The sequence below is a fragment of the Protofrankia sp. Cas4 genome (assembly GCF_963555915.1).
Classification (GTDB): domain Bacteria; phylum Actinomycetota; class Actinomycetes; order Frankiales; family Frankiaceae; genus Protofrankia.
The window spans coordinates 1-14,871 of the sequence record NZ_CAUVXL010000165.1 but is presented as its reverse complement, the minus strand read 5'-3'; the positions used below and the strand labels follow the sequence as shown (position 1 = coordinate 14,871).

Annotated in this window: 10 protein-coding genes; 9 read left to right on the top strand and 1 reads right to left on the bottom strand. The window is 66.0% G+C overall.

The window, feature by feature from the left end:
• Nucleotides 1–466, bottom strand: a 466-nt coding sequence (locus U9979_RS15275; protein WP_322779904.1) for a PaaI family thioesterase, incomplete at its 3' end; no start/stop codon positions are given.
• Nucleotides 467–792: 326 nt separating this feature from the next.
• On the opposite strand from U9979_RS15275, the gene U9979_RS15270 reads away from it, so the two are divergent.
• The 9 genes from U9979_RS15270 to U9979_RS15230 form a co-directional block, all read left to right on the top strand.
• Nucleotides 793–1,884, top strand: a complete 1,092-nt coding sequence (locus U9979_RS15270; RefSeq protein ID WP_322779903.1) for a phenazine antibiotic biosynthesis protein — start codon at nt 793–795, stop codon at nt 1,882–1,884.
• Nucleotides 1,884–3,263, top strand: a complete 1,380-nt coding sequence (locus tag U9979_RS15265; RefSeq protein WP_322779902.1) for an aldehyde dehydrogenase family protein — start codon at nt 1,884–1,886, stop codon at nt 3,261–3,263. The genes U9979_RS15270 and U9979_RS15265 overlap by 1 nt, the downstream gene beginning before the upstream one ends.
• Nucleotides 3,264–3,586: 323 nt before the next feature.
• Nucleotides 3,587–5,464 (top strand): long-chain fatty acid--CoA ligase, encoded by a 1,878-nt coding sequence (locus U9979_RS15260; RefSeq protein WP_322779901.1) that lies wholly within the window; start codon nt 3,587–3,589, stop codon nt 5,462–5,464.
• Nucleotides 5,465–5,657: 193 nt separating this feature from the next.
• Complete coding sequence (locus U9979_RS15255) at nt 5,658–6,893, top strand: NAD(P)/FAD-dependent oxidoreductase (RefSeq protein ID WP_322750592.1); 1,236 nt, start codon at nt 5,658–5,660, stop codon at nt 6,891–6,893.
• Between the two features lie 79 nt (nt 6,894–6,972).
• Nucleotides 6,973–8,142: an acyl-CoA dehydrogenase family protein gene (locus U9979_RS15250; protein WP_416210688.1), complete on the top strand. Its 1,170-nt coding sequence runs from the start codon at nt 6,973–6,975 to the stop codon at nt 8,140–8,142.
• A 155-nt stretch (nt 8,143–8,297) separates the two neighbouring features.
• Nucleotides 8,298–8,828: a YiiD C-terminal domain-containing protein gene (locus U9979_RS15245; RefSeq protein ID WP_322750594.1), complete on the top strand. Its 531-nt coding sequence runs from the start codon at nt 8,298–8,300 to the stop codon at nt 8,826–8,828.
• Between the two features lie 80 nt (nt 8,829–8,908).
• The gene (locus U9979_RS15240; RefSeq protein WP_322779900.1) at nt 8,909–9,838 is read left to right on the top strand and encodes an alpha/beta fold hydrolase; all 930 of its coding nucleotides are present in this window, start codon (nt 8,909–8,911) and stop codon (nt 9,836–9,838) included.
• 450 nt (nt 9,839–10,288) lie between these two features.
• A complete protein-coding gene (locus tag U9979_RS15235; protein ID WP_322750597.1) occupies nt 10,289–10,939 on the top strand; it encodes an SGNH/GDSL hydrolase family protein in 651 nt (216 codons plus the stop codon).
• A 128-nt stretch (nt 10,940–11,067) separates the two neighbouring features.
• The coding region (locus tag U9979_RS15230; protein ID WP_322779899.1) for a beta-ketoacyl synthase N-terminal-like domain-containing protein at nt 11,068–14,871 on the top strand (3,804 nt) is incomplete at its 3' end.

Here is a 14,871-nt window from a genome sequence, read left to right as displayed (position 1 = left end):
CATCCGTGGGGCGTATCAGCATGCACGTGCTGGTTCCGTGGGCTATCAGCCTGCCGGCGGGGTCGAGCACGCGTGCCTCCGCGAGCGCGGTGCGCTTCCCGATGTTGATCGTCCGGCCTTCGCAGGTGAGCTGATCGCCGTCAAGTTTCACCGGACGAATAAAGTTGACCTTGAGCTCGAGTGTGGTGTAGAGGACTCCATCGGCGAGCTCGGTGAAGATCGCGCTTCCCATGGCGGTGTCCATGAGGGTCGCCAGAACACCGCCGTGCACGGTGTATATGGCGTTGGCCGTAGCCGGTGAGGGTGTGAGTGTGTACACCGTCCGGCCCTTCTCCACCGACTCGAGTGTTATACCCAGTGAGTGGCCGACCCCGATCCCGGCCGCCATTCCGTGCGCCAGCAGTTCCCGCAGTTCGCGTATACGGTTCAGCGCCGGGTATTCCTCTTTCGCACCGTTCACCTGCACGGGTTCCGCCTCCTTCGGATCGACTCCGGCCGACTGTCCATTCTCACCGGATTGTACGAGGGAATCGTTGAGTCGGAGCTCCGTGACGATGGCCGGGTGGTGAACGAACTGTTGCCGTTCGTCCGGGGCCGCGACCCGGTGCGGCCGTGTCGGCGTCGGCCCGGCTGTCGGCCCGGCTGTCGGCCCGGCGTCGGTCCTCATCCGGCTGACCCGCACGGAATCGCCAATCGTCTGATAGACATCGCGGTTATCGTGGTGTGTGTGCGGCCGGCTGCGAGACGATGACCCGCGCCGACCTACACGACGCACGCAGCCGGAGGCCGCGAATGTTTTCCGCCGTTCTGGACCTCACCGCAGCAGGCGACGCGGCCGTCGACCCCGATGAATACATCTCCGCGCTGATGGCCTGGCACTTCAGCGCGGAGACCGGGAGTCCGTACTGGCTGCGCCGTGCACGGAGCCTGGGTTTCGACCCCGTCGCGGATGTTCGCACGTTCGCGGATCTCGATTTGTTCCCGAACGTCATCAACGAATTCCGGGACATCCCGGTCGAGGACCTGATTCCGCGTGGGCTCGAAGGCGCGGACCGGGAGATCGCCGGGATCTACGAAAGCGGCGGCACGACCGGAACGCCGAAGCGGTTCGTCATGTTCGACCGCTGGATGGAGTTTGCCCTCAGTTGGGACGAATTCCACTACGCCGACCTCGGCACCATGAACACCCTGGCCATCACGCCCAGCGGGCCGCACATGTTCGGGGAATTCGCCAGCCGGCGGGCGCGCCGCCACCACGGTGTGAAGTTCACCGTCGACCTCGATCCCCGTTGGATCAAGCAGCTGATCGCGCGCGGGGACACGGCGGACGCCGACCGCTACGCCGAGCATCTCATCGACCAGGCCGCGCAGATCCTGAGCACTCAGTCCGTCGGAATCCTCGTCACGACGCCGCCGCTGCTCGAACGTATCGCGCGCCGCGCCGAACTCGTTGAACTGGTTCGCAAGCAGATCAGGTTCATCTGTTGGAGCGGCGCGCACATGGATGCCGATTCGCGGGACATCTTCAAACAGGAGATCTTTCCGGGGATTCCACTCAAGGGCCTGTACGGCAGTACCACGATTCTTGGGATGTCGCGTGAGCGGCCCGAGGAGCTCCCCGGCGGGTTGGCGGTGTTCGATCCGCCCAGCCCGTACATCGTGTTCCGGGTCGTGGACCCCGAGACCGGTGCCGATGTGGAGGTCGGCGAGCGGGGACAGGTCGTGATGAACCATCTGAGCAAGTACGCGCTGATGCCGAACAATCGTGAGCGCGACGTCGCGCTGATGGCCGAGCCGCTGCCCGGCGCGCTCGGCTGTGCGGTCGCCGACGTCGGGCCCGTCACCACGTTCGACAACCACTCGGTTATTGAAGGGGTCTACTGATGGGCGAGCCGGTCTACATCGATGCCCTCGGCCCGGCGGGACCGTACCGTTCCCGGGAGCGCCAGCCGCTGACCGCGCTGTCCGGTGCACAGATCGGCGAGATAAGCCAGGTGCCTGCGCTGTATGTGCGACGGACATTCGCCGCGATGCGGGGCTCCGCCGTCATGCCGGGTGCCGAGCGGCTGGCCGCTCTCACGAAGGCTGCTGATCTGTACCTGGATGCGACCATCGGCGGTCTGGACCCTGACGGCTACGCGCAGTTGGTGTCGACCGCGTCCGGCGTTCCGCTCGCCGTCGTCCGGCAGTCGGTCGAGTGGGTCGCGGACGTGCTGCGCTCCCAACGCCGCACGCTGGAGTTGGCGATGCCCCGGGGGGCGGTCGGTGACTGGCGCGCCCCGCAGACCCTCGCGGGGTCCGCCGTGTGGACACGACGGGGTGACCTCTTCGCGGTCCACGCGGCCGGCAACACGCCGGCTGTCCACGGGCTGTGGCCCGAGGCCCTGGCGATGGGCTACAAGGTGGCGGTACGTCCCTCGGCCCGCGAGCCGTTCACAGCCTTCCGGCTGGTAAGCGCGCTGCGCGACGCGGGTTTCCCACCGGCCGCGGTGACGCTGTTGCCGAGCGACTACGCCGTCGCCGACGTGATCATCGCCGAGGCCGACTATGCCATCGTGTACGGCGGCCAGGACGTCGTCGACAAGTACCGCGCCAACCCCCACGTGCTCACCCAGGGTCCGGGCCGATCGAAGATCCTCGTCACTGCTGACGTCGATTGGCGTGAGAAGATCGACATTATCGCGGGCTCGGTCAGCCACCTCGGCGGTACCGCCTGCACGTGCGCCACCGCCGTGCTGGTCGAGGGCGATCCCGAACCCCTCGCGCAGGCGCTCGCGGTCACGCTGGGCCGGATCCCGAGTCTGGCGGCCGACGATCCCGAGGCGATTCTCACCGTGCAACCGACGGAGTCCGCCGTGGAGGTCGACCGCTACCTGCACACGGTGGCCGCTGATGCGCGGCCGGTCCTCGGCGGCGACACCATCGTCGATGAACTGCCGTCGGGCGGTTCGGTGCTCCGCCCGGCGGTCCATCTGGTCGACTCGAGTACAGCACCGCAACTGAACGTCGAGCTCCCGTTCCCATGTGTCTGGGTCGGCCCATGGCACCCCGATGACGGCATCGCGCCGCTGCGCGACTCGCTGGTGCTCACGGCGATGACTACGCGTAGCGATCTTATCGATGACCTGCTGGACGAGCCGTCGATCACAAATCTGTACCTGGGGGACAATGCGACGGTCTGGCTACGGCCGGGAATCCCGCACGACGGCTATCTGGCGGAGTTCCTCATGCGGACGAAGGGAATGATCCGTACGGGCGTATGAGCAGGCCGCAGGTGTGCACCGGCCGTTGGTCACCGTCGGGGTCTGTGATTGAATCCGGCAATCCGGCGATAAACACCTCGAATTTTGGTTGACATTATCGTGACCGTTTCACACCCTTTGACGGTGGCTGCCCACCAGTTCTGGGCATGCTGGGGTGCGTCCTGCCTGGTGTGATCGCGCCGCGCAGACCTGCGCAACGGCGTATGTTAATGAATCGTTCAGGAGAAGCATATTGTCAGCACCGACCCGTTCTTCAAGAATTAAAACCGACCTTCGAAACAGACACTGACATCGGAAGTCGTCGCCGCGAGTAGGTGGTTGAGATGCAGCAGTACAAGTCCGGAGAGGGCGTCGTGCTTCCCGCTGACCGGGGCCTGTCCTTACTGGTAGATGAAGGCGTCCGGATGAACCCGGACCGCTGCGTGCTCAGTCGGAAGACCGCTGCCGGTTGGCAGGATTTCACCTGCCGGCAGTTCGCCGGGTACGTCCAGGCCGTTGCCAAGGTGCTGTTGTCCCACGGCGTCGCGCACGGCGACCGCGTGGCCGTGCTGGGCCGAACCAGCTACGAGTGGGCGGTCGTCGATTTCGCGGTTCTCAGTATTGGTGCGGTCACGGTTCCGATCTACCCGACGGCTTCGGAACTGCAGATGCGGCATGTACTCACCGATTCCGGAGCAAGCTGGTGTTTTGTCGAGACCGAGGCCCAGCAGGCCCAGCTCCGTCAGATCGGCGGTAGTGGCCTGCGGGCCGATGTCTGGCTGCTGGAGACGGTCGAGGCCTGGCACGACGGCGATCAGGACGGGCCGTCAGCACTCCGGGGACTGCGGTCTCCGGGCGCGCCCTTTGACCCTCTAGACGCCGAGTACGACGATCGTCGTGGCAGGGTGCGTGCCGACGACCTTGCGACGATTGTGTACACCAGTGGTACCACCGGGGTACCCAAGGGATGCATGCTCACCCATCGCAACATGTACGCGTCCTCGGCCAACACGGTCGAGCACACCGGGCAATTGTTCCGCAGTGTGCGGGGAGAGCAGGCGACGACCCTGCTGGGCCTGCCGCTCTCGCACGTCTTCGGTCGGACCATCCTCATCGCCTGCCTGTACGCCGGCACCCGGACGGGACTTCTGCCGGGCGTGCCGGAGCTGATCGCCGAGTTCCCGACGTTCCGGCCCACGTTCCTCGCGCTCGTCCCGTACGCGCTGGAAAAGATCCGCAAGCGGGTCCGTGAACCGGCGGCAGGCGGTGTCGGGGTGGTCGACGCGGCGGCGGAGCGGATCGCGATCGAATTCGGGCTCGCCAGGGCACGCGGGCTCGCGGGCCAAGTGGATGCGCAGCTGCGGGACGCCCACGCCGCGTTCGACGAGAAGATCTACAGCCGGGTGCGGGAGTCCTTCGGCGGTCGTTTCGAATATGTGATCTCCGGTGGCGCGTCGCTCGACGACACGACCGCGGCGTTCTACGGCGGCCTGGGGGTGGAGATCCTCAACTGCTATGGGCTGACCGAATCGGCCACGGCGGTGACGGTGAACGTCGCGGCCACCAACCGGATGGGCAGCGTCGGACGCCCGATTCCGGGCACCACGGTGGCGATCGCCGACGACGAGGAGCTGCTCGTCCGCGGCCGCAACGTCTCGCCGGGATACTGGCCCGGGTACTGGCCGCCGGCCCGTGAGCCAGCCGCGCAGTCAACCGAGGGTGATGCGGTCCAGGCTGGCGACGGCCCCTGGCTGCACACTGGTGATCTTGGTCGGCTTGACGAGGACGGCTTCCTCTACATCACCGGCCGTCGCAAGGAGATCCTGGTCACCAGCGGTGGCAAGAACGTTTCGCCGACACCGCTGGAAGATCGCGTGCGCCTGCATCCACTGGTGAGCAACTGCATGGTGATCGGTGATGCACGCCCGTTCGTCAGCGCGCTGGTAACCGTTGACGGCGCGGCCCTCCAGACCTGGCTGGCGGGCCGGGAAACGGCACCGGCCGACGACTCCTGGCGCCATGATCCCGATCTGGTAGCGGAGATTCAGATCGCGATCGACGATGCGAACAGCCTCGTCTCCCGGGCCGAGTCGATCCGGGCCTTCCGGGTGCTCGCGACCGACTTCACCCTGGACCGGGGGCATCTGACGCCTTCCATGAAACTGCGTCGGACGGTGATCGAGAGCGATTTCGCCGCGGACATCGCCGCGCTGTACGGGTGACCGCACCGCCGTTCCCGCTGACGTTTCCCGACCGTTACCGATGCACGGATCCATTGTGTCGACCAATCGGCCGATGGCGTATGGACACAGTTGTTGACCGCACTTCCGGCGGTTGTGGAAAATTAATACGTATTCGTGCCGGGGTGCCGTGGCACCGCGGAGCTCGTCCGAGTTGACGACAGGAGCACATTTTATGTACGACGTTATCGTTGTTGGTGCGCGCTGCGCCGGTTCATCGTTGGCGATGCTCCTGGCCAGACGCGGTCATCGGGTCCTCGTCGTTGACAGATCAACCTTCCCGAGTGACACCATATCGACGCACTATATTCAGCAGACCGGCCTTGCACGACTCCGGGACTGGGGTCTGCTCGACAGTGTCGCGGCGACGGGCGTCCCGGCGATGAAGCACCTGACCCTGTCCTATACCGGCATCCATGTCGAGGGTTTCGCCGACCCGATCGAGGGCATCACCGAGGTCTATTCTCCTCGTCGCACGGTGCTGGACAAGATCCTGGTCGACGCGGCCCGCGCGGCCGGGGCGGAGGTCGTCGAGGGATTCACCGTCCAGAATGTGATCTTTGAAGACGGTCGCGCCGTCGGTATCCGTGGCCAGTTCGGCGACGAATCGGAGAAGGAATTTCGCGGCTCGTTCGTGGTCGGCGCGGACGGCCGGAACTCGACGGTCGCAGACCAGGTCGGCGCCGACTTCTACCGTGTCGTACCGGCTACCTGCTTCGTCTACTACTCGTATTTCGGCAATCTTGACTGGTCCTTCCAGCACCGGACCAGCTTCAACCAGCAGCAGATAGGCGCGTGGCCGACCAACGACGGTCTGCATCTGGTGTCGCTGTTGCGCCGGCGGGAGCACTTCAGTGAGTTCCGCGCCGACGTGGAGAACAGCTTCCACGCCGTGTACGACGAGGTGGTACCCGATCTCGGTGAGGACCTGCGGACGAACGGAAAGCGGGCGGAGAACTTCCGGGTCATGCGGTACCCGGACAACTACTACCGCCGATCCAACGGGCCGGGCTGGGCGCTGGTCGGAGACGCCGGTTACCACAAGGACCCGTTCACCGGCTGGGGAATCACCGACGCGTTCCTGTACGCCGAGCTCCTCGCGGACCAGCTGCACCAGGGGCTGTCCCAGGAGCGACCGGTGGACGACGCCGTGGCGGACTACGCGAGGATCCGCGATGAGCGGAGCAAGGGAACCTTCGAGTTCACCTGCGTCCTTTCCGAGCTCACCCTGCCGCCGTTCTTCGAGGCGGTCCTGCGTGCCACGAGCCAGAGCCCGGAGTACACCAAGAAGTTCTTCGGTCTGATGGCCGGGGGGATCCACGGCGAGGAGTTCTTCGCGCCGGAGAACCTGGAGAAGCTCTACGAAGAGGTTGGCACGCCGCGCGACGAGCGTCTGCTCAAGGCCGCCTGACCGGCGGGCCCGCGGTGTTGGCACGCCGCCGGTCCGGTCGGTTCCCGACAATGATTGTGGAGTGTGCCCCGTGAACCCCGTGCCTGCCGCGAGCGCCAGCCCGCCGGATATCGCGCAACGCACCCGGATCTTCGTCCGCGAGCACGTCTTCCCGGTCGAGCGGGAGATCGTGGTTGCCGGGCGTCACATGGACGATGTGCACCGGGTGGAGCTGCAGACGGCCGCCCGGGCGGCGGGGGTCTTCGGCCCGCTGTCGCCGGTGGCCTACGGTGGCCTCGGCCTCGACACCCGCGCCCAGGCCAGCGTCCTGGAAGCCGCTGGTACGAGCCTGATCGGTCCGATTGCGGTGGGCGCCTCCGCTCCGGACGACGGCAACATCCACCTTCTTGCCCACCTCGCCACCGCACCGCAGGCGGAACGGTACCTGGCGCCGTTGGCGCGCGGTGAGGTCCGTTCGTCCATCGCGATGGCCGAACCGTCACCAGGTGCGGGATCGGATCCCGCGATGCTGGCGACGGTCGCGGAGAAGGTCGCCGGTGGCTGGAAGATCAATGGCGCGAAGCACTTCACCACCGGTGCCGACGGAGCGGCGTTCACCATCTGCATCGCTGCGACCCCTGGTGGCACGACGATGTTCCTGGTTGATCAGGACAACCCGGGGCTCAAGGTGGGCCGCCGGATGCCGACACTCGATCACAGCGCCCCGGGCGGCCACTGTGAAGTCACTTTCAGTGATTGTTTTGTTCCCGATGACGCTGTGCTCGGGGAGGTTGGACGCGGTCTTGAGTATGCCCAGGTGCGGCTGGCCCCCTCCCGCCTCACCTTCTGCATGAACTGGCTGGGGTTGGCCACCCGGGCGCACGCGATGTCGGCCGAGCGGATCGTGAACCGCACGGCATTCGGGATACCCGTCGCCGACCACGGAATGGCCCAGGCGCACGTTGCCGACAATGAGATCGATATCGTGGCCGCCCGAGCGCTCATCTACTCGACCGCCACCGTTATCGACGAACAGGGCTCGGTCAGCGGTGCGGCGCGCCACGCGGCCTCGATCACCAAGACCTTCGTGTCGGAGGCCGTGTGGCGGGTGCTCGACCGTGCGGTCCAGCTCTACGGCGGGCTGGGTGTGTGCGAGGACGAACTCGTCGCCCGGTTCCTCGTCGAAGCGCGCGCCTTCCGAATCTACGAGGGTCCGTCCGAGGTGCTTCGATGGTCCATCGCCCGCCGGGTACTCCGGGCCTATCGGTGACCGGCCGTCACATTCCCATCGAACATCCATGGTGAATCGGCTGGTACGAAATCCGCATCAGCGCCGGTGCGCCGTGGCTCCACCGTCTTTTCCGCATCATCTGGTGATCAGTTTGAAATCCGTTCACGGCCTGGTCCATCAAGGATGTTGGGATGATGAGTGTGACGAATGATACGCAGCTTTCGCGCGCTGAGACCGGATACGCGATTTTTGCCGGGGCGACGAACGGGATCGTCGACTACGAGCGCATCCGCGAGATCGCCAACTCGCTCGTTCCCTTCGGCCGCTTCGTCGGAGTCACCATCACCGAGGTGGGTCCCGACCGGGCGGTCGTCGAGATCCCCGAAGGTGAGAACCTCACCAATCACCTGGGCACCGTTCATGCGGGTGCGCTCTTCCTGGCCGCTGACATCGCCAGCGCCGCCGCGGCAGCCGGCGCCGTGGCGCCCCGGCTGGCCCGGGTCGAGTACATGGTGGTCCGGGATGCCCGGTCGACCTTCCGCAAGCCGGCCGCCGGTCGAATCCGTGCGATCGCCACCGTGGATGAGCGAGAAGTGCGCCGCGTACTGGCCAGCGATGCCCCAGAGCAGTTCGATCTGGATGCCAGGGCACGCCTCTACGACGACGCCGACGGGCTCGTTGCCCGGTTCCATTTTGAGTTCGCCTGCAAGATCCTGGCTGGCTGACGGGCATCCGACCGTATTTCCGCACGCATTGTCGGCCCGCGGAAGGCGCCAGTAGTCCACACGCTGTGACGGGAGTCCCCATGTCAGTGAGCTCGACCGGTCGTGACACGCCGGACGGCAACGCCACCAGGCGCCCATCGGAGTTCGCCGCGCTCGAAGCGATTCCGGTGACCACCGACGACAACGTCACATTCGTGATCAGGGTGCTTCCACAGGATGATCCAACTATCCCGGTGGCGCTGATTCTGCCGGCGATGGCGCTCAAGGCGAAGTTCTACCTACCGCTGGCCAAGACTTTGCACGCGTCGGGTCTGTCGGTGGCGATGTGCGATCTGCGGGCCCAGGGGGAAAGCACACCCGGACTCGACAAGAAGTCGGCATTCGGCTATCGAGAGATCCTCGAGGTTGATTTTCCCGCCGTCATCAAGGCTGTTCGTTCGCGGTTTCCCCAGGCTCCGCTGTATCTGTTCGGACACAGTCTCGGCGGTCAGCTCTCCGTGCTCTACGCGGCATCAGCGCCTGAGGATGTGGCCGGGGTCTGCATCATCGGTGCCGGATCCGTCTACTGGAAGGCCTTCGGTCCCAAGCGCTGGGAAGCCCTGTGGAAGATCCAGACGATCGGTCTGATCGCCAGGTTGCGCGGATACTGGCCCGGCGGCATGCTGATCGGCGGCGCGATGGCAGGCGGTGTGATGATCGACTGGGCGCGGCACTCCCGGACGAGCCGATACCAGCCGCGGGGTACGAAGCGGGACTACGATCAGCTGTTGAGTGAGCTGGCCATTCCCGTCCTGGCGATCTCCCTGGACGGTGACCGGCTTGGGCCACGGTCCAATGTCGACTTCCTCTGCGGCAGGATGCGGTCCGCAAAGATCACCCCTTGGCACCTGGACGACTCCGCTGGTGTCGCGCACCTCGACCACTTCGAATGGATCAAGGATAGTGGGATCATCGGGTCCGCGGCGGCATCCTGGATCATCGACGGGCAGCTGCCTGCGCCGTCCCGGTAGACCTCACCGCTGCGGGTGCAACGGAACCGTCGGGCCGTGTCTGGCGAGCCGGTACATCCACCGGTGGTCGTGTACATCCACCGGTCGTGTACATCCACCGGTCGTGTACATCCACCGGTCGTGTACATTGTGTCGGCACCTGTGCAATGGGATCGGTGGGTGTCACGGAATAGGTTACCGGTTTCCACGAAGGCAGCGGCGGCCGCTCATGCGCAGACACATTTGCTGGAACGCGCCGGTGAACACCATGACAATGGACCGGTAAATGCGGGGTAGAAAGATGAAATTTCCGCCGCGTTGACACTGCCAATCGTCTCCCTCGATCGAGCAATAGGGATGTCGGATTGGTATTGACCATTGTTTGGCCTACTCCGCACAATTTAGGTGTAGCTCGCCGGCGAGCGCCCGCGCCGATGCCTGCCGGATGAAATGACAGGGGAATTGCGGATGATGGCGAAAGCACGACTGACGGTTATCGGCGACAGCTTCGTCGAGGGCCGGGGAGATCCGCGACCGGACGGGACGTACGGTGGTTGGGTGCCCCGCTTTGCGGAACTGTTCGGAATCCCGCGCAACAGCTATCTCAACCTCGGGACCTTCGACGCGACAACCCAGGACGTGGTTGCCGGTCAGCTTGGCGTCGCGTTGGTGAACAAGGCTCCGCTGATCGGCTTTGTCGCCGGGGTCAACGATCTGGTTCGAGACTATGACGCGGTGCGTTTCCGGAATAATCTTGAGATGATTTTCACCACACTGAGCGGTCCAGATACGGTGATGTTCACCGCGACGTATGCGGATATTCCGCGGAACCTGCCGTTGCCGGACACCTTCCGTCAACTGCTGCGAGCCCGTTTCGCCGAGGCGAACGAGTGCCTACGTGCGGTCGCCGGGTGGACCGGCGCGCTTTGCGTGGACGTCGCGGCCGCGCACGAATGGACGGATCCGGCCATGTGGTCGGCGGACGGCCTGCACCCGAGTCCGGCTGGTCACCGGCGCTTCGCCGAGGAAACGGCCGATCTCATAAGTTTTGCCACCGGGATGACGGTGTTGAACGGATCATCCGCTTTCGCCGGTGTCGGGTCGGGACCGCTCTCGTACTAGAAGGCCGCTGGTTGGGCCGACGTCGATGCGATCGTGATTTTTCCGCTGAGCGACCCAGGGACTTCGGCCTCCGGCGATGCGACAGAACCACGATCGCATCGCCTTCGGCCCTCTAGGAGAGGAAGACTGTGAGCGAGGGCGAGAAGCTGGCGGATCGGCGTCTGGCCAATAATCCGATCGCGATTGTTGGCATGGCGGGCCTGTTCCCGATGGCCCATGACTACCGTGAGTACTGGCAGAACATCGTGGATTCGGTGGACTGCACCCAGGATGTCCCGGCGAGCCGGTGGAACGTCGACGATTACTTTGATCCGGATCCCACTGTTCCGGACATGACCTATTCGCGTCGCGGGGGTTTTGTCCCGGATGTAAATTTTGATCCATTGGAGTTCGGTCTGCCGCCGAACCAGCTGGAGGTCACCAGCACCCTGCAGACGTTGAGTCTGGTGGTGGCGCGGGACCTGCTGCGTGACGCCGGGGCGACCGATTCGCAGTGGTATGACGCGTCACGGACGGGCGTGGTGCTGGGCGTCACCGGCCCGGTGCCGCTGATGCATCCGCTGGCGGCTCGGTTGTCGACCCCCGTGTTGAAGGAGGTCGTCCGCAGCTGCGGGCTCAGCGATGCCGATGCGCAGGCGATCGCGGCGAAGTACGCGGCGGCGTTCGCGCCGTGGGAGGAAAACTCGTTCCCGGGGCTGTTGGCGAACGTCGTCGCCGGCCGGGTCGCGAACCGCCTCGGTCTGGGCGGGATGAACTGCACGGTCGACGCAGCCTGTGCGGCGTCGTTGACCGCCGTCCGCGTGGCGGTGGCGGAGCTCGTCGACGGCCGGGCCGAGATGATGATCGCCGGTGGCGCCGACACCGAGAACTCAATCTTCGGTTACATGTGTTTCAGCAAGACACAGGCGTTGTCACGAGCCGGGCGTATCCGGCCCTTCGACGATGCCGCTGACGGCACGTTGGTCGGTGAGGGCATCGGCATGCTCGCGTTGAAGCGTCTTGCCGACGCCGAGCGCGACGGGAACCGCGTTTACGCGGTGATTCGCGGTATCGGCTCGTCCAGCGACGGCCGGTCGAAGAGTATCTATGCGCCGCGTGCGGAAGGTCAGCGGCTGGCGCTGGCACGGGCCTATGCCGATGCAGACTGTTCGCCGGCGTCGGTGGAGCTGTTCGAGGGACATGCGACCGGTACCGCGGTAGGGGACAAAACAGAGCTGTCGGCGCTGAACGGTGTTCTCACTGAGGCGACCGATGAGCGGCATTTCGCGGCGATCGGAAGTGTGAAGTCACAGATCGGGCACACCAAGGGTGCGGCCGGTACGGCGAGTGTGATGAAGCTCGCGCTGGCGCTGTATCAGAAGATGCTGCCCGCGACGATCAATGTGGAGCGCCCGAACAGCGCGATCAATTTTGCTGACGCGCCGTTGTACGTCAACACCCGCACCCGGCCGTGGATTCGTGACCCGTATCGGCCGGTGCGGCGGGCGGCCGCGTCCGCGATGGGGTTCGGCGGGACGAACTTCCATGTCGTGTTGGAGGAGCACAACGGGGATCGTGGCGCCGTCAAAGCGTTGCATCGGACGGCTCGGGCGTATCTGTGGCATGCGCCTGACACCAGCGCATTGGTGGATGTGCTGCGTTCGGGTGCGTCGGGGGAGGAGACGGCGTCGATTCCCGCCGGGCATGCCCGGGTCGGGTTCGTGGCCGCCGACGACGAGACGGCGCAGCGCCTGCGCGCATTGGCGGTCGATCAGCTCGCGACGTCCGGGGACGTGGAGCAGTGGACGCATCCGGCCGGGGTGTTCTTCCGGAGCCGGCAGCTGCCGGACCTGAAGGTCGGCGCGTTGTTCGCCGGGCAGGGCAGCCAGTATCTGGACATGGGCGTGGAGGCGGCGCTCAACATTCCGACCGTGGCGACCGCTTTCGATGATGCGAACGGCTCGTTCGCCGGGGCGGCGCGGCGTCTGGCCGCGGTCATCTACCCGGTACCCGTCTTTGACGCGGGCCAGCGCCAGGCGCAGGAGACAGCTCTTCGCCAGACCGAATACGCGCAGCCGGCCATCGGTGCGCTCTCGGTCGGGCAGTTCCGGTATCTGACCGAGTTGGGCCTGCGTTGTTCTGGTTTCCTCGGACACAGTTTCGGGGAGCTGACCGCCCTGTGGGCGGCCGGCGCGTTGGCCGACGCGGACTTTTTCCGCCTTGCGCGCGCCCGTGGTGAGGCGATGGCGCCACCGGCCGACGATCCCGAACACGACCCGGGTGCGATGGCGGCGGTCCAGGCCACACGCGAGCAGGTCACCGACGTCCTCGCGGCTTTCCCGAGTGTGATCGTGTGTAACCACAACGCGCCGGACCAGGTGGTGGTGGGTGGGGACACCCAGGGGGTCGGCGAGGTGGTCCAGGAATGTAAGCAGCGGGGGTTGAACGCACGGCAGCTGCCGGTTTCCGCAGCTTTTCACACCCGTCATGTGGCCCATGCGGTGGAGAAGTTCCGGTTGGCGGTGGAGGCGGCGCGCATCAACGTGCCGGCACAGCCGGTGTATGCGAACACGGCGGGTGCCGCGTACGGGTCGGATGTCGAGGCGAACCGGCGGGTGCTGGCCGGGCAGCTGCTGGAGCCGGTCGAGTTCGTCGCGGCCCTGGAGGCGATGCGCGCCGACGGCTGCAACGTGCTGGTCGAGTTCGGTCCCAAGCAGGTGCTGACCCAGCTTGCGCGGCGGACGTTGGCCGAGTCCGGGGTGGTCGCCATACCCACCGACGCCGGGCCGCTCGGTGACAGCGATGTCGCTGTGAAGCAGGCCGCGGTTCAGCTCGCGGTCCTCGGGATACCGATCACGGGAATCAACCGGTACGACGCCCCCGCCTGGGTGACGGCCCCGTCCCGCGGCATGGTCGTGACCCTCAACGGTGCCGAGTACGTGCCCGATTCACGTCGGGCCGCCTATCAGGCCGCCCTCGACAACGGCTACCAGATATCCACCATTGACGCGACCGGGGGTAGCGGGTCGTCCGCCGATGTGAGCGCGAGCGACGCGCAACAGGTCGACGACCCGCCCTCACCCAACGGGACGGCGGCGAGCGAGCCTGCGGTCTCGGGCCAGGTCATTGCGCCGTTCGTGACCGTCTCACCGCCGGTTGCCGCGGCACCGGTCGTCCCGGCGGCTCTGTCAGCGGTGCCGACAGCGTCAGCCGTGTCAGCGGTGCCGACAGTGTCAGCCGTGTCAGCCGTGTCAGCGGTGCCGACGGTGCCGGTTGCGCAGGCGGTTGCATCAGACCCGAATCGCTCGCCAATTATGGTTGACGTGTCACAAGATGTCCTTGCGCAGCATGTAGCGGTGCACACGCAGTATCTGGAAAGCCAGCTGCGGATCGCGGACGAGTTGGTCGGTGTGCTCCAGGCCCACCGCGACGATCAGGACGCGTCGTGGTTGCCGCAGGCTGTCGAGGCGGTGAAGGACCAGAGCCTGGCGATCGGCCGGGCGCACATCCGCGCGAACGAGATCCTCGCCGCACTCGCCGACATCGAACGGGATGCTCACCGGCACGCGGCGCCATCCACCGGCTCGGCGCCGGTGTCGGCCACCGTCGACCGGGCCGTGGCGACGCCGACGGCGCTGGCAGGTCGGCCACCGCGACCGGAGCTGGTTTCCCCAGCGTCAGCCGCTCCGGTCCAGGTTGTTCCCGCCCAGCCCGCGCCCGCCCAGCCCGCACTCGTCCCCGCCGTCGTGGTTCCCGCGGCGTCCAGTGACGGAGTCGGTGCTTTGGCGGTCACGGTTTCGGCCGGGGCGGGTGTGGTGGATGCGGGGTCGGTGCGTTCGGCCTTGTTGGGTGTGGTGGCGGAGCGGACGGGTTATCCGGCGGAGATGATTGACACCGGGATGGATCTGGAAGCGGATCTGGGTGTTGACTCGATTAAGCGGGTGCAGATTCTT